General features: G+C 65.1%; 21 protein-coding genes. 6 read left to right on the top strand and 15 right to left on the bottom strand.

The genetic code is table 11. The features are described from left to right. Positions 1-140: 140 nt before the first annotated feature. The 3 genes from NYR97_RS01220 to cydB all read left to right on the top strand — a co-directional run bounded on the left by NYR97_RS01220 (position 141) and on the right by cydB (position 4224). A complete protein-coding gene (locus NYR97_RS01220) occupies positions 141-1370 on the top strand; it encodes a membrane dipeptidase (RefSeq protein WP_316696206.1) in 1230 nt (409 codons plus the stop codon). Positions 1371-1810: 440 nt separating this feature from the next. Next, on the top strand, positions 1811-3208 hold the full coding sequence (locus NYR97_RS01215) for a cytochrome ubiquinol oxidase subunit I (protein WP_316696203.1): 1398 nt from the start codon (positions 1811-1813) through the stop codon (positions 3206-3208). Further along, entirely contained in the window at positions 3208-4224 is a 1017-nt protein-coding gene (gene cydB / locus NYR97_RS01210) for a cytochrome d ubiquinol oxidase subunit II (RefSeq protein ID WP_205394169.1), read from the top strand. Before NYR97_RS01215 ends, cydB begins: the two co-directional genes overlap by 1 nt. Positions 4225-4261: 37 nt before the next feature. On the opposite strand, the gene NYR97_RS01205 is transcribed toward cydB, so the two are convergent. From NYR97_RS01205 to NYR97_RS01135, 15 genes are all read right to left on the bottom strand, one after another. Next, complete coding sequence (locus tag NYR97_RS01205) at positions 4262-5122, bottom strand: prolyl oligopeptidase family serine peptidase (RefSeq protein WP_205394170.1); 861 nt, start codon at positions 5120-5122, stop codon at positions 4262-4264. A 54-nt stretch (positions 5123-5176) separates the two neighbouring features. Continuing rightward, entirely contained in the window at positions 5177-6538 is a 1362-nt protein-coding gene (gene mgtE / locus NYR97_RS01200; RefSeq protein ID WP_023904639.1) for a magnesium transporter, read from the bottom strand. A 291-nt stretch (positions 6539-6829) separates the two neighbouring features. Then, positions 6830-8560, bottom strand: a complete 1731-nt coding sequence (ptsP, locus tag NYR97_RS01195; RefSeq protein WP_205394171.1) for a phosphoenolpyruvate--protein phosphotransferase — start codon at positions 8558-8560, stop codon at positions 6830-6832. Positions 8561-8618: 58 nt separating this feature from the next. Next, entirely contained in the window at positions 8619-8888 is a 270-nt protein-coding gene (locus NYR97_RS01190; RefSeq protein WP_016904613.1) for an HPr family phosphocarrier protein, read from the bottom strand. Continuing rightward, positions 8881-9273 carry a PTS sugar transporter subunit IIA gene (locus NYR97_RS01185; protein WP_128417100.1) on the bottom strand — a complete coding sequence of 131 codons (393 nt, stop codon included), beginning with the start codon at positions 9271-9273 and terminating at the stop codon, positions 8881-8883. The genes NYR97_RS01190 and NYR97_RS01185 overlap by 8 nt, the downstream gene beginning before the upstream one ends. Positions 9274-9576: 303 nt before the next feature. Further along, a complete protein-coding gene (gene rapZ / locus NYR97_RS01180) occupies positions 9577-10425 on the bottom strand; it encodes an RNase adapter RapZ (protein WP_110090264.1) in 849 nt (282 codons plus the stop codon). 23 nt (positions 10426-10448) lie between these two features. After that, entirely contained in the window at positions 10449-11399 is a 951-nt protein-coding gene (gene hprK / locus NYR97_RS01175) for an HPr(Ser) kinase/phosphatase (RefSeq protein WP_055823267.1), read from the bottom strand. Further along, positions 11396-11854: a PTS sugar transporter subunit IIA gene (locus tag NYR97_RS01170; RefSeq protein ID WP_316696192.1), complete on the bottom strand. Its 459-nt coding sequence runs from the start codon at positions 11852-11854 to the stop codon at positions 11396-11398. Before NYR97_RS01170 ends, hprK begins: the two co-directional genes overlap by 4 nt. Before the next feature lie 21 nt (positions 11855-11875). Beyond that, positions 11876-12193 carry a ribosome hibernation-promoting factor, HPF/YfiA family gene (gene hpf / locus NYR97_RS01165; RefSeq protein WP_006451270.1) on the bottom strand — a complete coding sequence of 106 codons (318 nt, stop codon included), beginning with the start codon at positions 12191-12193 and terminating at the stop codon, positions 11876-11878. 87 nt (positions 12194-12280) lie between these two features. Beyond that, positions 12281-13720 (bottom strand): RNA polymerase factor sigma-54, encoded by a 1440-nt coding sequence (locus NYR97_RS01160; RefSeq protein ID WP_486684777.1) that lies wholly within the window; start codon positions 13718-13720, stop codon positions 12281-12283. A 40-nt stretch (positions 13721-13760) separates the two neighbouring features. Continuing rightward, positions 13761-14480: an LPS export ABC transporter ATP-binding protein gene (gene lptB / locus NYR97_RS01155; RefSeq protein WP_006451272.1), complete on the bottom strand. Its 720-nt coding sequence runs from the start codon at positions 14478-14480 to the stop codon at positions 13761-13763. Beyond that, the gene (gene lptA / locus NYR97_RS01150; RefSeq protein WP_316696189.1) at positions 14480-15043 is read right to left on the bottom strand and encodes a lipopolysaccharide transport periplasmic protein LptA; all 564 of its coding nucleotides are present in this window, start codon (positions 15041-15043) and stop codon (positions 14480-14482) included. Before lptA ends, lptB begins: the two co-directional genes overlap by 1 nt. Then, complete coding sequence (lptC, locus tag NYR97_RS01145; RefSeq protein ID WP_316696187.1) at positions 15021-15596, bottom strand: LPS export ABC transporter periplasmic protein LptC; 576 nt, start codon at positions 15594-15596, stop codon at positions 15021-15023. The genes lptA and lptC overlap by 23 nt, the downstream gene beginning before the upstream one ends. Further along, positions 15593-16141 (bottom strand): KdsC family phosphatase, encoded by a 549-nt coding sequence (locus NYR97_RS01140; RefSeq protein WP_128417093.1) that lies wholly within the window; start codon positions 16139-16141, stop codon positions 15593-15595. Before NYR97_RS01140 ends, lptC begins: the two co-directional genes overlap by 4 nt. Positions 16142-16189: 48 nt before the next feature. Further along, complete coding sequence (locus tag NYR97_RS01135) at positions 16190-17191, bottom strand: KpsF/GutQ family sugar-phosphate isomerase (RefSeq protein ID WP_316696184.1); 1002 nt, start codon at positions 17189-17191, stop codon at positions 16190-16192. Between the two features lie 53 nt (positions 17192-17244). Here NYR97_RS01135 and NYR97_RS01130 point away from each other — a divergent pair, with 53 nt between their 5' ends. The 3 genes from NYR97_RS01130 (at position 17245) to NYR97_RS01120 (ending at position 19184) form a co-directional block, all read left to right on the top strand. Then, entirely contained in the window at positions 17245-17472 is a 228-nt protein-coding gene (locus NYR97_RS01130) for a BolA family protein (protein WP_016905061.1), read from the top strand. A 117-nt stretch (positions 17473-17589) separates the two neighbouring features. Further along, positions 17590-18864 (top strand): UDP-N-acetylglucosamine 1-carboxyvinyltransferase, encoded by a 1275-nt coding sequence (gene murA / locus NYR97_RS01125; RefSeq protein WP_316696183.1) that lies wholly within the window; start codon positions 17590-17592, stop codon positions 18862-18864. Then, on the top strand, positions 18861-19184 hold the full coding sequence (locus NYR97_RS01120) for an EF-hand domain-containing protein (RefSeq protein WP_316696181.1): 324 nt from the start codon (positions 18861-18863) through the stop codon (positions 19182-19184). The genes murA and NYR97_RS01120 overlap by 4 nt, the downstream gene beginning before the upstream one ends. Positions 19185-19224 lie beyond the last annotated feature (40 nt).

Raw genomic sequence — 19224 nt, 5'->3', positions numbered from 1 at the left:
ATTGCCTAGGGTATATCGATTTACTGCTAAATAACGATAGAAACGCATCGCGTTAGAGTGGCTAAAAAAACGTGCGTAGTAGTTTTGGTAGCCGCTCTTAATTCTTTGATTGTTTCAGGAGTCATCGCCGGGGTTCGTGCATGCATGCCGTTTCGTCCGAGAATTCTGCTGCCTTGTCTGCCGCCGATACGCTGGATGCAGTGCATGCGCTGGCCTATCCAGTCGATACACATCTGGACTCCCTGTTTCTGTCGCGCCTGGCCGGTTACGATTTCTGGAAGGGCGACTGGAAAGCGCATCGACGCTCGCTGATCATCTGGCTGATGTTCAAAACCTCGCCGAGAGGTCGCAATCAACCGCTGATGCACCACGTGAGTGGCCCGGACTTTCTCGCGGGCGGTTACGGAGGTGCGTGTTTCAGCGCCCACGCACTATGGGAAAACCTGATCGGCGCGCCTTTTCTCGACCCTTGGAAACACTGGGTGGATCACCAGCGCTATGTCGAGGCGGTGGTGGCGGCAAGTAACGGTCGGATGCGGCTGGCACGCAGCGCCGCCGAGCTACGCGCGATTCGGGCCGACGGTCTTTGCTGCGCCATCCTGTCGTTGGAGGGGGCGCATATGCTTGGGCCACGCGGGATCCGCAGCCAGGCGCTGCGACTGGAGCGCCTGGACCTGGCTGCCAAGGCCGGCGCTGCCTATGTGACGCTCAACCATTTCAGCCATACCGACATCTCCCAGTCCGGCTATGCGCCGCTCAATCCATGGCGCGGGATCGAGGGCGCGGGGCTGTCGGAGTTCGGCAGGGACGTCGTGGAGCGCTGCATCAAGGTTGGACTGCTGGTGGATCTTTCGCATACGTCGAGCCAGGGAATACTCGATGCGTGCGCCATTTGCGCGCGCCGCAACGTGCCGGCCTTCGCCTCGCATGCCGCATCGCGCAGCGTCACCCGTGGTGCGCAGACGCGGCCGTCGCGCCATCTCGACCGCGGGCTCAACGACGCGGCGATCCGCGCCATCGTGCAGACCGGCGGTTGCATCAGCGTCATTCTGGCGCCGTACTTTTTGCGGCATTCCTATCTGGCGGACGGCAAGCCGAACATGGATGCCGATCTGGCGTTTGTCATCGGCTATTACGAAGCCTTCGCCCGACAGATCGCCGACATGGGGATTGTCGAAGATCCGTGGAAACACCTGAGTTTCGGCAGCGATTTCGATGGCGGCATTTCCAGCTTGCCGACCGGGATGCGCAGCGGTGCGGATCTGCCCAGGCTCACGCAGGCGATGATGGATGCCGGCTGGCCCACCCAACGCATCGTCGATGTGTATAGCGGCAATTTCCTGCGGGTCTGGGAGCGGGTGCGGCCGTAGCGTTTTCCAGTACACCCGTATTCGGATGGGAGAGGTAAGAGGGTAGGCCTGCGGTGTTGCGTACCTTAAGGTGACGGCCGTCAGGATGCGGCGGCGCTGTCGGCGTCGTCGGCAGGCACCTGCGCGCGGTTGCCGTCGATTCGGCTCGCATGCGCTCAGTGCGCTGGTCAGCGACGTGGCGGCTTGCTGCAGCAGCCTCGCTGCGATCCCATTCGCGCCCAGCAAATCCGTGCTGCATCGCACGCCGGGCGTAGCATCGCGTTGCAGCGCAAGCGCGGCAATTTGCCGCAGATGCGACGCCGTGTCGCATCGGGAACGAGCACGACCGTCCTTATGATGATCAGGTAGCGCAGACGTTGCGATCGAACACCGCACTGTCTTGCGGCGATTGACCTGCCGTCTGCGCGCGGATGCTTCCTCACTTTCCAGGAGGGCTCTCCATGGATGCCTTGCTGTTATCGCGAATCCAGTTCGGGTTCGTCATCGCGTTCCACGTGCTGTTTCCGGCATTCACCATCGGGCTGTCCAGCCTGTTGGCCTTTCTGGAATGGCGCTGGCTGCGCACCCGCCTGCCGGTGTGGCGCGAGCTGTATTTCTTCTGGCAGAAGATCTTCGCGGTGTCGTTCGGCATGGGCGTGGTCAGCGGTATCGTGATGGCCTTCCAGTTCGGCGCCAACTGGCCGGAGCTGAGCCGGATCGCCGGCAGCGTGATCGGCCCGTTGCTGAGCTACGAGGTGCTCACCGCGTTCTTTCTGGAAGCCAGTTTCCTGGGTGTGATGATGTTTGGGTGGGGGCGTATCTCCGAACGCCTGCACTTCTTCGCCACCTGCATGGTGGCGCTGGGCACGTTGTTCTCCACGTTCTGGATCCTGTCATCCAACAGCTGGCTGCAGACCCCGGCCGGGTATGAAGTGGTCGACGGCATCGTGCATCCGCAGGACTGGCTGCAGATCATTTTCAACCCGTCGTTCCCGTACCGGCTTGCGCATATGGCGCTGGGCTCGTTCATCACCACCTGCTTTGTGGTCGGTGCGGTGGGTGCGTGGTACCTGCATCGCGGCGTGCATCGTGAGTCCGGCCTGCGCATGCTCAAGCTGGCGGTGGCCTTCGCGGCGATCACCGTGCCGCTGCAGATCTTCGTCGGCGACATGCATGGCTTGAACACGCTCAAGCACCAGCCGATGAAGATCGCGGCGATCGAAGCGCATTGGCATGACGAAGAGCAGGGCAAGGGTTTCCCGCTCGTGCTGTTTGCGCTGCCCGATGCGCAGGCAGAACATAACGATTACGAGGTGGCGATTCCGCGCCTGGGCAGTGTGCTCCTGACCCACAGCCTGGACGGCAGCATCGCGCCATTGACTTCGGTGCCGGCGGCCGATCGCCCGCCGGTGACCCCGGTGTTCTTCGCCTTCCGCATCATGGTGGGGATCGGCTCGTTGATGCTGCTGGTGGCCTGGGTGTCGGCGTTCGCGTGGTGGCGCGGCAAGTTGCTGCAGTGGCGCTGGCTGCTGGCGATCTGGCGCTGGATGCTGCCGAGCGGCTTCATCGCACTGGTCTCGGGCTGGTTCGTCACCGAGATGGGGCGGCAGCCGTATGTGGTCTATGGGCTGTTGCGTACCGCCGACGCGGTGGGTCCGCAGTCTATGCTGATGACCGCGATCTCGCTGACGGTGTACGTCGCCGGTTATGCGTTCGTGTTCGGCTGGGGCATTTGGTACCTGGTCAAGATCGGCAAGATCGGGCCGACCCCGCACGACGCGCCGCAGCTGGACCACGGCGAGCACACGCCTGCACGGCCGCTCTCCGCGGCCGATGAACCGATCGACGGAGCCGCCTGATGGACATGACGAGTGTTTTGCCTGTGGCGTGGTTCGCGGTGATCGGCTTCGGGGTGCTGATGTACGTGGTGCTGGATGGCTTCGTGCTCGGCATCGGCATCCTGGCGCCGTTTCGCAAGGACGAGGCGCAACTGGATCTGATGATGAACACCGCCGCGCCGATCTGGGACGGCAACGAAACCTGGCTGGTGTTGGGCGGGGCAGGGCTGCTGGCCGCGTTTCCCAAGGCGTATGCGGTGATTCTGTCGGCGCTGTATCTGCCGGTGTTGTTGATGGTGATGGCGCTGGTGTTTCGCGGCGTGGCGTTCGAGTTCCGCTTCAAGGCGCAGCGCTCGCGGCGGTTGTGGAGCAATGCCTTCGCCGCCGGCTCGATCCTGACCACTTTTGCGCAAGGCGTGATTCTGGGCGCGTTGGTACAGGGCTTGCCGATCGAGAACGACCGCTATGTCGGCGGCATCTGGGGCTGGTTCAGCCCGTTCGCGATGCTCACCGGTGCCGCGCTGGTGTTCGGCTACGCCTTGCTCGGCAGCACCTGGCTGATCCTCAAGACCGAAGGCCATGTGCAACAGCTCGCGCGTCAGTTGAGCCGGCCGCTGACCATCAGCGTGTTGATCTTTATCGGCCTGGTCAGCGCCTGGCTGCCGTCGCTGCAGTCGCATGTGATGGAGCGTTGGTTCAGCGGCTCGCATTATCTGTGGCTGATGCCGGTGCCGGTGCTGGTCGCCCTCGTGGGGGTTGCGCTCTGGCGTTCGACTGAGGCGGGGCGGCCGGATACGCCGCCGTTTCTGCTGGCGATGGGCTTGTTCGTACTCGGTTTTGCGGGCCTGGTGTTGGGCATGTGGCCGTATCTGGTGCCGCCGGTCTACACGATCTGGCAGGCTGCTGCGCCGCCGTCTTCGCAGTTGTTCGCACTGGTCGGCCTGGTGGTGTTGCTGCCGCTGATCCTGGGCTACACGGTGTGGTCGTACCGCGTGTTCCGTGGCAAGGTCACGGCGGACACCGGGTACCACCATTGATCGAGCGGAGACGGCATCCGCGCGATGAGCGGCTTGCTCAACGCAGGCGCTGCTTGAACATCCATTCCCACATGGCCGGATCCGCGTAGGTCGCGTCCCAGGCGTTGTGGTTGCCCTCGGGATATTCGCTGTAGCGCACATTGGCGCCGATGCCTTTGGCGGCGCGATACAGCGCGCGGTCGTCGTGCGGCGGTACCGAATCGTCCTTGGCGCCATGAAACATCCAGATCGGCACGTGCTTGAGCTGGGTGACTGCGGCGGTGTACGGGTCGGCTTCCTTTGCCACCAGGCTGACGTACAGCGTGCGACGCTCATCGCGCGGTGCCTTGAGCGCGCCGCAGATCGGCACGATCGCCGCGAAACGCTGCGGCTGCATCAGCCCGATTTCCCAGGCGCCGTAGCCGCCCATCGAGATGCCGGTGAGATAGGTGCGCTGCGGGTCGGCAGCGAACTCGGCGCTGGTCGCATCCAATGCAGCGATTGCCATGCGTGCATTGACGCCCAGCCACTCTTCATCGTCGGGCACCTGCGGCAGCACCACCAACGCGGGAAACTCGGCCGTGTGTTCGCTCAGGTAAGGGCCAACGCCCACTTCGGCCTGATCGCGCCCGTTGTCGCCGCGCTCGCCCGAGCCATGCAGAAACAGCACGATGGGCAGCGGTTGCGGCATCTTCGAGGCCGGCACGAATACCTGATAGCGGTACAGCCGTCCTTCGATCTCCAGCGTGCGGGTGACGAAGTGGCCACGGCGCGCATCGTGGTGGCGCTCACCCATGCTGGAACAGCCGGCAAGCACCAGCGCGAAGACCACAAGAACAAGGCAGCGACGAATCACGCAGCACTCCTGACCGAACCGATGACATACCTGCAGTATCGCCGCACGCAGGTGCGCTGGCATGTCGCGGTGCGACGATTTTGTGTTGCAGTGTCGTCCCAACGTGCACAGCACGCGCTACGGCAGCAGAATCAGCGTGGCCAGGCCGAGGAAGCTCAGGAAGCCCATCACATCGGTCAGCGTGGTCAGAATCACGCCGCCGGCCAGCGCCGGGTCGAAGCCCAGGCGTTTCAACGTCACCGGTACCAGCACCCCGCCGAACGCCGCGGTGAGCATGTTCAAGGTCAACGCGGTGCCGATCACCAGCGACAGCATCGGTTGTTGGAACCAGGCCAGCACGATCAGCCCCAGGCTCACGCCCAGCACCACACCGTTGATCAGCGCCACGGTCAGCTCTTTCTTGAGCAGCGTCATTACGTTGGACGAGCCGATCTGGCCCAACGCCAGGCCGCGCACCATCAGCGCCAACACCTGCGTGCCGGCGTTGCCGCCCATGCCGGCCACGATCGGCATCAGCGCCGCCAGTGCCACCAGTTTTTCGATGGTGCCTTCGAACTTGCTGACCACGCTGGAGGCCAGAAACGCAGTGCACAGGTTGATGCCCAGCCAGATCAGGCGGCGGCGGAATGCGCGCCGCGCCGGGCTGAACATGTCTTCGTCTTCGTCCAGACCGGCCGCGCTCATGGCCTGGTGCTCGGCCTGCTCGCGGATGATGTCGACCACGTCATCGATGGTGATGCGGCCGAGCAGGATGTTGTTGTCGTCCACCACCGGCGCGGAGATCCAGTCGTGATCCGAAAAGCGCCGTGCGACCTCATCGGAGCCATCGCCCACATCGATCGCCGGTTGTTCGTCGTCGATCAGCCGATTGACCGGCGTGTTGTCCTCATGCGTGACCAACGCGGCCAGCGACACGCGGCCCAGGTATTGATGGCGCCGGCTCACCACGTACAGATGATCGGTGTGGTCGGGCAGCTCGCCGCGCAGGCGTAAGTAACGCAGCACCACATCGACATTGACGTCGGCGCGTACCGTCACCACGTCCGGGTTCATCAATCGCCCGGCGGTGTACTCCGGGTACGACAACACCTGCTCGAGCCGCTCGCGGTTCTCGCGGTCCATCGACTTGAGCACTTCGTCGATGACGGTGTCGGGCAGGTCTTCGACCAGATTGGCCAGGTCGTCGATATCGAGGTCTTCGACCGCGGCGACGATCTCGTCGGTGTCCATGTCGGCCAGCAGGCTTTCGCGCACTTCATCGCCGACATGCAGCAGCACTTCGCCATCGTCTTCCGGGTCGACCAGCCCCCACACCACTTCGCGCTTGCCGGGCGGCAGCGATTCGAGCAGGTTGCCGATCTCCGCCGGCGCCAGCGTATTGACCAGCCGGCGTACCGGCCCGAGGCGCCCGCTATCCAGTGCGTCGGACAGCAATCGGAGCTGGCGCGCGGTCTTGTCGTGGCGGACGGCTTCGGCCATGCGCGGCTCCCTGGAAGAGTGGACACGTCCCGATGGAAGACGCGGTGCTGAGTCAGCACGGCATTATCGCTTGCGCATGGTGACGAAACATACAGTGCCGCGCGCAACGCGCTTGAACATCGCCTGCGCGATGCAGCCGCCAAGCCGGAGCGGCTGAAAGAAACCTGGCGAGCGGTCGTCAGCTGGAGAAGGGAAGGCGCGCTCGGAGCCGGCGTCTATCCGCGATACATGAGGATGCCGAGTATCGGCTGCACCCGTCTGGCGGTAAGCGCAGCAGGTTTGCTGGGGCTCTCAGCGCAGCAAACCCTGCGCAACGGCCGCCAACCACTTCTCGATGCCCTTGCGGTCGCGCGCGCGCAGCAGTTTTTCGCCCTGCACGCGCAACTCGCCCAGATGGGTGTCGCGCACCGCACGGCGCACTTCCAGCAATGTGGCCGGATGCAGGCTGAACTCGGTGAGCCCCAACGCCAGCAACATCGGCACGAAGCGCGGGTCGCCGGCGATCTCGCCGCACACCGCCACCGGTTTGCCATACGCGCGCCCGGTGGCGATCACCTGCGCGATCAGCCGCAGCACCGCCGGATGCAATGGCGAATACAACTCGCCCAAGGCTTCGTTGTTGCGATCCACCGCCAGCAGGTACTGCACCAGATCGTTGGTGCCGATCGACAGGAAATCGATATCGTCGATAAAGCAGTCCAGCGCCAGCGCCGCAGCAGGCACTTCGATCATCGCGCCCAGCGGAATGTGCTCGGCGATCTCGTGCCCTTGTTCGCGCAGTTGCACGGCCAGCTTCTTGATCTGTCGCCGCAGCAGCTGAATTTCCTCGCGGCCGCTGACCATCGGCACCAGGATGCGTACCGGCCCGTAGCCGGAGGCACGCAGGATCGCGCGCAACTGCGCCTGCGCCACCGCAGGCCGGGCCAGCGACAACCGCACGCCGCGCAAGCCCAGCGCGGGGTTGTCTTCATCGCTCAGGGTCAGGCCGGTGCGATCGGCCTTGTCGGCGCCCAGATCCAGCGTGCGGATGGTGACCGGGCGGCCGCTCATGCCCAGCACGGTGTCGCGGTAGGTGTGGAACTGTTCCTCTTCGTCCGGCAATTCGTTGCGCTGCAGGAACAGAAATTCGGTGCGATACAGCCCAAGGCCGCTGGCGCCGAGCGCATGCGCCTTTGCCACGTCTTCCAGCGATTCGGCATTGGCCAGCAGCGTGATATCGACGTTGTCGCGCGTGCGCGTGGGTTTGGAACGCAGCCGGCCCAGCTCGCGCTGTTCCTTGGCCAGCGCGCGCAGACGCTCGCGGTAGTCGCGCAGATGCTCGGGCTTGGGATCGACGATCACCTGGCCCGAGCCGGCATCGACGATCAAGACATCGCCATCGTCGATGCGCTGCAGCGCATCGCTCACGCCCACCACCAACGGCAGATGCAGGCTGCGCGCCAGGATCGCGCTGTGCGAGAGCGTGTTTCCGGCGGTGGTGACGATGCCGACTACGCCCTGCGACTGCAGCTGCGCCAGTTCGGACGGCGCCACGTTGTCGCAGACCAGAATCTCGCCGGCCACGCCCTTGAGGTCGGGCGCGCGCTTGTGCAAGAACGCGTGGATGCGGCCGATCACATGATCCAGATCGTCCATGCGGCTTTTGAGGTACGCATCCTCCATGCCGTCGAACACCGCCGCCAACCGGTCGCGCTGCACGCGCAAGGCGTAGTCGGCGCTGTAGCGGTGGGTGCGGATCAATTCGTCCAGGCCTTGCAGCAGCTCCGGGTCGTCGAGCAGCAATGCATGCAGCTCGAGGAATTCGCCGACCTCGCGCGCCAGCGCGCCATGCAGGCGGTCGCGCAGTTGCTGCATCTCGGTGCGCGCCGCTTCGATGGCCACATGCAGGCGCTGCAGCTGCGTTTCCACCTGGTTGGCGGGCACGCGCTGCTCGGCGATTTCCAGCATGTGGCTCTGGCGCACGCGTGCGCGCCCGAGTGCGTTGCCGCGCGAGGCACCGTGTCCGCGCAAGCGCAGACTCATGCGCGGCCCTGGCGCAGCCGCGTGGTGTCCGTGTGCACCGCAGCGAGGTGGCGCATGCTCAGCTGTCCTCGTCGAAGCGACGCTCGAACAGGTCCACCAGCGCCTGCAGGGCCTGCGCTTCGTCTTCGCCATCCAGCCGCACCACCACGCTGGTGCCTTGGCCGGCGGCCAGCAACATCACGCCCATGATGCTCTTGGCATTCACCTCGCGGCCCTTGGCCGCCAGGGTGGCGTTGCTGCGATAGGACGACAGCGTCTGCACCAGCTTGGCGGTTGCCCGCGCATGCAGTCCGAGTCGGTTGGAAACTATGAGTTCGCGTTCAAGCATCGTCGATGATCGCTCCGTTGCGGGTGCCTGCCGCCGCGGTGGCGGGCAGCTCCTGCAAACCTTGTTCGGGATAGTTCATCACCCGCAGCAGCATCGGCAGGCTCAGCGCGGATACCCGGCGAACCGGCGTGCCCAGCTTGGCCAACCGGTTGGCGAGATTGCTGGGGCTGGCGCCGTACAGGTCGGTCATGACCAGCACGCCGTCGCCGCTGTCGACCCGACGCATCGCCGATGACGCCTGGGGCAGCAAGGCGTCCAGGTCTGCATCCAGCGGTACATCGAATGCTTCGGTCTTCAACGGCAACTGCCGCAACAGCCCCGTCGCCACGTTCAATAACGCCGCGCCGATGCCGGGATGAGTAATGAGGAGAATGCCACAGGCCATGCCGAAACGTTAACAGGTCGGCATGACCGCGCGATAGCGTTTGCCGGCACCGATGTGTTGCGAGATGAATAGCCGTTTAGGCGAGCGCTGCAACAGGTTGGCTACGACGCGTGCAGGCAGCGCGCTGCTGCCTGTGTCGTGATGACTTGTGATGTGGGGTGTGTCGTGATGCGTGTCGAACCGCAAGCGAGCGCTGCAGTCCGCATCTGTTGCGCTGCGAAGTTGCAGCGACGCCCTGGTTACAGACCTCACAGAACTGCAAGGCACCGCTTTGACGATTCCCGATTCCCGAATCCCGGAATTTCAATCCTGCTCGCGATGGAACGTCGCCACTTCCGGCCAGCCCTGCTCGCGCGCATGCCGCGCCATGCGCTCGGCCAGATACACCGAGCGGTGCTTGCCGCCGGTACAGCCGAAGGCGATGGTCACGTAACTGCGGGTGTCGTTGCGCAACCGAGGCAGCCAGGTATCGAGCAGGTCGACGATCTGGGCGCTGTAGCGCACCACGTCCGGTTGCCCGTCCAGATACTCGCGCACGCCGGCATCGCGGCCGGTGAGCGGGCGCAGCTCCGGGTCCCAATGCGGATTAGGCAGCACGCGCGCATCGAATACGAAGTCGGCCTCGGCCGGCACGCCGCGCTTGTAGGCGAATGATTCGAACAGCAGCGAGAGCCGGTCGCTGGTGCCGAGCGCGAACTCGGTGACCACGCGGCGACGCAACTGGTGCACGTTGAGCGCGCTGGTGTCGATGATGGCATCGGCCTGCGCGCGCAGCGGTTCGGTCAACTGACGCTCGCGGGTGATCGCTTCCGGCAACGCCAGGCCGAGGTGGCTGAGCGGATGGCGGCGGCGGGTATCGGCATAGCGCTTGATCAGCGCTTCGTCGCTGGCTTCGAAAAACAGCAGCCGTGCTTCGATGCCGTATTCCTGCGCGGCCTGGCGCCATTGCGCCAGCTGGGTCAGATCGCTGCGGCTGCGCACATCGATGCCTACCGCCAGTCGCTGATCGCCGAGCGGGTTGCCACGCAGCCGGCTGCGCACGAAATCCGGCAGCAGTTCCACCGGCAGATTGTCGGAGCAGTAGTAATCGAGATCTTCGAAGGTCTTCAACGCGACCGATTTGCCCGAGCCGGACAGCCCGCTCACGATCATTAACGTGGAGGGCGCGGTACTACTCATGGCGTGCGTCGCTCCAGCAGGTTGCTGTGGCGGGCGATGAACATCGCCGCCGGGTCGATACCCTTGGTGCGCAGGATATGCAGCCGCGTCGCCGCCTCGGTCAGCACGGCCAGGTTGCGGCCCGGCATCACGGGGAGGGTGATCAGCGGCACGTCCAGATCCAGCACGTGACGGCTGCCGGAATCGCCGGTCAGGCGTTCGTAGCCCGACGGCGTGGGCTCGTTCATCGGGCGGGTCAGGTGCACGATCAGGCGCAGGTACTTGTTCTTCTTCACCGCGGTGTCGCCGAACATGTCGCGTACGTTCAACACGCCCAGGCCGCGCACTTCCAGCAGGTCCTGCAGCAATTCGGGGCAGGTGCCGTCGAGCACATCGGGTGCGATCTGGGTGAATTCGGGCGCGTCGTCGGCCACCAGGCGGTGGCCGCGGCTGAGCAGTTCCAGCGCCAGCTCGCTCTTGCCCGATCCCGCCTCGCCGGTGATCAGCACGCCGATCGAATAGATCTCCATGAACACGCCATGCAACGTGACCCGTGGCGCCAGCGTGCGCGCCAGGTGGTAGGACAGATGATTGAGCAGCTCGTGGCCGCGCTTGGGCGAGATCCATAACGGCGTGCCGGATTCGTCCGCGGCCGCGCGCAGGTCTTCCGGGCACGACTGATTCTTGCTGAGCGCCAGTGCCAGCGGCTGCACCTGGATGATCTTCTCGATCGTCTCCCAGCGCTGGCGTGCATCCAGCGAGTCCAGCCAGGCCAGCTCTTCGGTGCCCAGGATCTGCACCTTGTTGGGGTAGATCACATTGAGATAACCGGCCAGCGACGGACGCCGCGCATTGTTGCTGCCGGCCTCGATCTCGCGGTGTTCGCCTTTCTGGCCGGCCACCCAGCGCAGCGCCAGTTTGTCGCGCTGCTGGTCGAACAGTTCGCGTGCGGTGATGCTGGTATTCATGCGGCGCTGGCCTGTGGTGGTGGCGCGTCGATGAGCAACGCCATCAAGGCGTCCGCATTGGGTGCGGCGCGCAATTGCAGGCGAAATTCCGCATCGGAAAACCGCTCGGCCAGTTCCGACAGCAGCATCAGATGTTGATGGGTGTAATGCGCAGGCACTGCCATTGCAAAGATCAGATCCACCGGTTCATCGCCGCCGAAGGCCACCGGCGTATCCAGCCGCAGCAGCGCGCCGCGTGGCTCGGTGAGGTTGGGGCAGCGCCCATGTGGAATGGCGATGCCGTGGCCGATGGCGGTGCTGCCCAGCGCCTCGCGTTCGCACAGGTTGGCGTAGAGCTCGTCTGCGCCGGCCTGACGACAGGACAGCAGATCGGCGGCGGTATGCAGGATAGTGTCGCGATCGGCGGCCGGCGACACCACGGTGCGCACGGCCGCCATCAGATCGGTTAAAGGCATGAGGGCATCAAGCGAGAAGCGTCATGCGAGATTGTCGCGCACCTCGCGTGCGTGGTGGTTACATTTCTTTTCTTTGTGCTTGAGCACCAGGCGGTCCAGCTTGTCGACCAACAGGTCGATGGCCGCATACATGGTGGAGCCGCTGGCATCTGCGTGCAGGGTGCGACCGGGAAGGTTGACGGTGGCGACCACATGGTGGTCTGGCTTGCGAACGGCCAGCTGCGTTCGAACTTCACAGTGCTGGTCGAAATGGCGCTGCAGTCGCTGCAGCTTGCTTGCCACGTACTCCCGCAGGGCGGGGGTCACTTCAAGCTGGTGGCCATACGTCTCGATACGCATCGGATACCTCCATTGGTCGGTGGGCCAATGAACCTTTCCGGTGGTCCGACAAACCCGGCACAGGCCGGCGTTGCGGTGGTTGCAACGTCAGGCGATGCGCACGCGTTCGTGGGAGGCGGAAATGTTCATGGCTTCACGATACTTCGCAACGGTGCGCCGCGCTACAGGTACGCCGGAAGTTTTCAGCAGATCTGCCAACTTGGCATCGGATAACGGCTTGCGCGGGTTTTCCGCATCGATCAGGCGTCGGATCATCGCCTGAATGGCGGTGCTGGAGGCCTCGCCGCCGCTGTCGGTGTCGATGCCGGAGGCGAAGAACGAGCGCAGCGCAATGGTGCCGCGCGGGGTGCGCACGTATTTGCGGGCGATCGCGCGGGAAATGGTCGATTCGTGCAGGCCGAGCTCGCCGGCGATCTCGCGCAGGGTCAACGGGCGCAAGGCCTGCGCGCCGAATTCCAGAAACCCGGACTGGTGCTTCAGAAGGCAGCGCACCACCCGCAGCAGGGTTTCGCCGCGCGCTTCCAGGCTCTTGAGCAGCCAGCGCGCCTCCTGCAACTGCCCACGCAGATAGCCGGCATCGGACTCGCCACAGCTGCGGATCAGGTTCTCGTAGCCGCGGTGGATGGTGACCTTGGGCTGCGCGCGGCCGGCCAGCGAGGCCCGCCACACGCCGCGCTGGCGCCAGATCACGCAGTCCGGCACCACGTAGGTGTCCTGCGACAGGTCGCCGATCTGCTTGCCCGGGCGCGGATCCAGCGAGCGCACCAGTTGCACTGCCTGGTCCACGTCGGCGGTGGAACGCTTGAGTTCGTGGGCCAGCCCGGATACACCGCTGCGCGGCAGACGCTCCAGCGGGCCGGCGACGATCTGCAACGCCAACTCGCGGTTCGGGGTGGCGGGGTCGAGCACGGCCAGCTGCAGCGCAAGACATTCGCCCAGGGTGCGCGCACCCACGCCAACCGGGTCGAAGCGCTGGATCTGGTGCAGCACGGTGAGCACTTCGGCCTCGTCCACCACCGCGCCGAGCGCGAGCGTTTCGAGAATGGCCGACAGCGGTTCGCGCAGGTAGCCGTCTTCGTCCAGCGCGTCGATCAGCATCGCGCCGATCTGGCGGTCGCGTGGCGACAGTGGCGACAGATGCAATTGCCACAGCAGGTGATCGGCCAGCGTTTCGGATTCGGCCACGCGCTCGGCGGCATCGCCGGACTCGTCGTCGTCGAAGCTGCCGCCGCTGCCCGAGCCGGTCCACTGCAGTTCGTCCTGCGACCAGTCGTCGTCGCGCTCTGCAGGCGTCGGGTCTTCGCGTGGGGTGTCGTCGGTGGAGGAGGCCGACGACGATGCGATCGGTGATTCGCTTGCCGCATGCGCGGCTTCGTCGGCCCATTCCAGCAGCGGATTGGTCTCCACCGCTTCGGCGATTTCCAGTTCCAGCTCGGTGGTGGACATCTGCAATAGCTTGATCGCCTGACGCAATTGCGGCGTCATGACCAACTGTTGTCCTAGCGATGTCTGAAGCCGGGCTTTCATGCAGGCACTGACTGAGAAAATCGATGGCGCGGCGCGGCGCTCAAAGGCGGAAAGTTTCCCCCAGATACACGCGACGGACGTCGGGATTGGCTAGCAATGCATCTGGTGCCCCCTGCGCCAGCACGCCCCCCTCAGCGAGAATATACGCGCGATCGCAGATTCCCAAGGTTTCGCGCACGTTGTGATCGGTGATCAACACGCCGATGCCGCGTTCCTTGAGGTGGATGATGATGCGCTGGATCTCGCCGACCGAAATCGGATCCACGCCGGCAAAGGGTTCGTCGAGCAGCATCATGCGCGGCTTGGCGGCCAACGCGCGCGCGATCTCGCAACGGCGCCGCTCACCACCGGACAGGCTGGCGCCCAGCTGGTCGGCCACATGGGTGATCTGCAGTTCTTCCAGCAGCGAGGTCAGTTCCTTCTCGCGCCCCGCACTGTCCAGGTCTTCGCGCAGCTCCAGCACCAGGCGGATGTTGTCGGCCACGGTGAGCTTGCGGAAGATCGAGGGCTCCTGCGGCAGATAACCGACGCCCAGCTTGGCGCGTGCGTACATCGGCTCGGCAGTGAGGTCGCGGCCGTCCAGCTCGATACGCCCGGCATCGGCCTCGACCAGGCCGACAATCATGTAGAAGCAGGTGGTCTTGCCGGCGCCGTTGGGGCCGAGCAGGCCGACCACTTCGCCGGCCTCGAGCGTGAGGCCGAATTCCTTGACCACTTCGCGTTGCTTGTACTTCTTGCGCAGACCGGTGGCGACCAGCATTACTTCTTCCCCTGCGGCTTGGCCGCGGCGGGCTTTGCGGCAGGTGCCGGAGCAGGCGTCGCCGCCGCAGGCGCCGCATTCTTCGGCTGGATGATGGTGCGCACACGGCTGCCGTCGCCGCCACTCTGCATGTTGCCGGTCTTGGTGTTGTAGACCATGCGCTGGCCGGCGTTGGTGCCCTTGGGAGAGTCGACCTTGTAATTGCCGGTCAGCACGATGATCTCGTTGGCGACCTGGTACTCGATGTTGTCGGCCTGGCCGTTCATCATCGCGCCGTCGTCCATCTGCTGCTTGAGCGTGGCCTGCTTACCGACCAGCACCACACGGTCGGTCTGGCCGTTCTTCTGGAAGATATCGGCGGTGTCGGCGTGGATTTCCAGCGTGCCCTGGGTGATCACCACATTGCCGCTGAAGCGGCACTTGCCGCTGTCGTCGAGCATGTTGCAATCGTTGGCGTTGGAATCGATCGCCATCGGCTGATTGCGGTCGCTGGTCTTGGCCATCGCAAGGGCGGGCAGCAGCAGCGCGGCAAACGCCAGTTTAGCGGGCAGCATTCGGTTCATAGCGGGTCTTGACCTGAGAAAGGAGCTTGTACTGGCGTGATTTGAGGTCGGCCTCGAAGCCGACCCCGCTCTGCATGATACCCGGCCGGGTCATGCTCACCGGGGCAGCGGTCTTGGCGAGATTCTGCTGCGGGAACACGTCCAGGCTCTGGGTGCGGAACGTGGTCGGCGGCGTCGCGCCGGTGGTGGGGCTGTCGCCGGAGACATCGCCACGCAGGCGCAATTCGTCGCCCTTGGGACTGATCCAGCCGGTCTTGGAGCGTAGCGTCCACGGTTGATTGGCGTTGTCGGGCAGCAGAAACACCGGCGTGGTGATGTCCGAGGTCTGGTCGGCGCGGTTGCGGTGCATTTCCGGCGCACGCAGCGTCATCGATTCCTTGCCGGTTTGCTTGTCCAGCGCAATCAGTTCGAAATCGCGCAACACGTAATCGGCGCGTGAGTCGTCGACCGCCGCCGCGACCGGGCGCGCGCGCTGTTGCCAGGCCGACCAGCCGGAGATCACGGCGGCGGCGAACAGCACCACGCCCAGGGTGGTGCGCCAGTTCCAGCTCATGCGGAGAACCTTTCGATGATGCCCTCGACCTGGCCTTGCGCAGCCAGCACCACATCGCAGACTTCACGTGCGGCACCTTCGCCGCCACGTGCCCGGGTATGCCACTGCACGCGCTCGGCGATCCACGGATGAGCGTTGGCGGGTGCCACCGGCAGGCCGACCGCCAGCAAGGCGGGCAGGTCGGGAAGGTCGTCGCCCATGAACAGCACCTGGTCCAGCGACAGGCCGTGCTCCTGGCACAGGGCCAGCACCGCCAGGCGCTTGTTCTTGACCCCGATCTGCACATGCAGGCCCAGATCCTGGCCGCGCTTTTCTGCCGACAGGCTGGCGCGTGCGGTGATCAGCGCCACATGGATACCGGCGTGGTCGAGCTGCTTGAGCCCCTGGCCGTCGAGCACGTTGAAGGATTTGCTCTCGTTACCGGCGTGGTCGTAATACAGGCGGCCGTCGGTCAGGGTGCCGTCTACGTCGAAACAGGCCAGACGCACGCGTGCGGCGCGGTCGATCAGCTCGGCGGGCAGATGCTGCAGTGGGGAATAGGGCATCGGTACGAATCGGTGAGAACGGGGTTCCAACGTTTGAAACTGAACCTGTTAAACCACCTTGGCGCGCAACAGGTCGTGAATGTTCAATGCGCCGACCGCGCGCTGCTGCGCATCGACCACGATCAAGCCATTGATCTTGTAATCCTCCATCAGCCGCGCGGCCTCGGCGGCCAGCTGGTCGGCGCCGATGGTGCGGGGGTTGCGCGTCATCACCTGCGCAATGCCGGCGCTGCGCACGTCGATGTCGCTGTCCAGCGCGCGACGCAGGTCGCCGTCGGTGAACAGGCCGATCAGGCGTTCGTTTGCGTCCACCACGGCGGTCATGCCCAGCCGCTTGCGGCTCATTTCCATCAGCGCCTCGCTCAGGCTGGCGTCCTCGCGCACGCGCGGCAGGTCATCGCCGCTGTGCATCACGTCGGTGATATGCAGCAGCAGGCGCCGACCCAGGCTGCCGGCCGGATGCGAGCGCGCAAAGTCATCGGCGGTGAAGCCGCGCGCGTCCAGCAGCGCCACTGCCAGCGCATCGCCCATCGCCAGCGAGGCGGTGGTGCTGGAGGTGGGCGCCAGATGCAGCGGGCAGGCTTCGGCGGAGACGCTCACGTCCAGATGCACATCGGCAGCCTGGGCCAGCGAAGAGCTCGGCCGCCCGGTCATGGCGATGATCGGGTTGCCCTGGCGCTTGAGCACCGGCAGCAGCATGCGCACTTCGTCGGATTCGCCGGAATACGACAGCGCCAGCACGATGTCGGCCTCGGTGATCATGCCCAGGTCGCCATGGCCGGCTTCGCCGGGATGCACGAAGAACGCCGGGGTGCCGGTGGAGGCAAGGGTGGCGGCGATCTTGCGCGCGATATGTCCGGATTTGCCCATGCCGGTAGCCACCACACGCCCGCGCGAGGCCAGCACCAGCCGGCAGGCCGCGGCGAAGTCGCTGCCGATCCGCGCGCCCACGCCGGCCAGCGCTTCGCGCTCGATCTCGAGCACGCGCTGGCCGCTGGCGACCAGGCTGGCGTCGCTGACGGTGGCGGTGGGCAGGTGCGAGACGGCCATGCGGGACTCGGGTGAAGAGTAGAATGTGCGCTCATTTTATGAGGAAACGCCCTGTGGACGCCGAAACCATCCGTAAACTCATCGAATCCGGCTTGCCCGAAGCCCGCGTCGACGTGCACGGCGACGACGGCGTGCACTTCGAGGCGACCGTGATCAGCCCCGCATTTGCCGGCAAGGCCCCGTTGGCGCGCCACCGCATGGTCTACGCGACCCTGGGCGAGCTGATGGGCGGGGCGATCCACGCGCTGCAGCTCAAGACGCTGACCCCCGACGAAGGCTGAGCGTTTGTCGGGCCTTGGCTGGTCGGGCTGCTCATCCGCCTCCATCGCAAGCGCCCGACAGGCTCCCGGCCACTCATCTCATTCCCCCGACATCCTTTTCAGATTCCCTTAGATCCCATGGCAAAAATCGTAGTGACCGGCGGCCAAGCGCTGCACGGTGAGGTCAATATTTCCGGCGCCAAGAACGCGGTGCTGCCAATCCTGTGCGCGACCCTGCTGGCCGATGCGCCGGTGGAGATCAGCAACGTGCCGCACCTGCACGATGTGATCACCACGGTGAAGCTGCTCAGCGAGCTCGGCGCCGAGGTCACCATCGACGAGGGCACGCTGGCCAAGGGGCGCTCTATCCTGGTCGACCCGCGCTCGGTCACCCACCAGATCGCGCCCTACGAGCTGGTCAAGACCATGCGCGCCTCGATCCTGGTGCTGGGCCCGCTGCTGGCGCGCTACTGTAATGCCGAAGTGTCGCTGCCTGGCGGCTGCGCGATCGGCTCGCGTCCGGTCGACCAGCACATCAAGGGCCTGCAGGCGCTGGGTGCGGACATCAACGTGGAAAACGGCTACATCAAGGCCACCAGCAATGGGCGCCTGAAGGGCGCGCGCTACGTGTTCGACATGGTCAGCGTCACCGGCACCGAGAACGTGCTGATGGCTGCGGTGCTGGCCGAAGGCACCACGGTGCTGGAGAACGCGGCGATGGAGCCGGAAGTCACCGACCTGGCCGATTGCCTGATCGCGCTCGGTGCGCAGATCGAAGGCGCCGGCACGCCGCGCATCGTGGTGCAGGGCGTCGAGCGCCTGGGTGGCGGGCACCACGCGGTGCTGCCGGATCGTATCGAAACCGGCACCTTCCTGGTCGCTGCGGCAATGACCGGCGGCAGCGTCACCGTGCGTCGCGCGCGTCCGGAAACCCTGGATGCGGTGCTGGACAAGCTCACCGAAGCCGGCGCCACCATCACCACCACCGCCGACAGCATCACCCTGGACATGCACGGCAAGCGCCCGCGCGCAGTGAGTCTGACCACTGCGCCGTATCCGGCGTTTCCGACCGACATGCAGGCGCAATTCATGGCGCTCAACTGCGTGGCCGACGGGGTGGGCGTGATCAACGAAACCATCTTCGAAAACCGCTTCATGCACGTCAACGAACTGCTGCGGCTGGGTGCGGATATCCAGGTCGAAGGCCACACCGCGATCGTGCGCGGCGCCGAACGCCTCAGCGGCGCGCCGGTGATGGCAACCGATCTGCGCGCTTCGGCGTCGTTGATCCTGGCCGGCCTGGTCGCTGACGGCGATACCACCATCGATCGCATCTACCACCTGGACCGTGGTTACGAAAACATCGAGGAGAAGCTGGGGGCGCTGGGCGCGACCATCCAGCGCACCGCATGATCCTGCGCGGACGCTTCACCACCCGCCGCAAGATCCTGCTTGGCGTGATCGTGCTGATCCTGGCATGGCTGGCCTACGCCTGGTCGGTGGGCATGGCGATCACCCAGGGCGTCGAGTTCAAGGATATGGACTGGAACAACGACGGCACCGCCAGCCGTGACGAGATTGCGCAGTCGTTCTACGCGGTGGCGGTCAAGAAGACGGTCGAAGGCAAGCGCCATTGCGACCTGTTCTATTGGCGCAGCACCGATGCGCAGATCCGCGTGGATTGCCGCACGGTGTTCACTACCAGCGATGACAAGGCTGCGGCCAAGCCCTGAGGGGTGATAGGTGGGTGCGGATGGATCACCTTTGGAGCAA

This window comes from Xanthomonas hydrangeae (genome assembly GCF_032697525.1).
Lineage (GTDB): Bacteria > Pseudomonadota > Gammaproteobacteria > Xanthomonadales > Xanthomonadaceae > Xanthomonas > Xanthomonas hydrangeae.
Note: the sequence above shows the minus strand (reverse complement) of the source record. Positions and strands in the feature narration are given on the sequence as shown.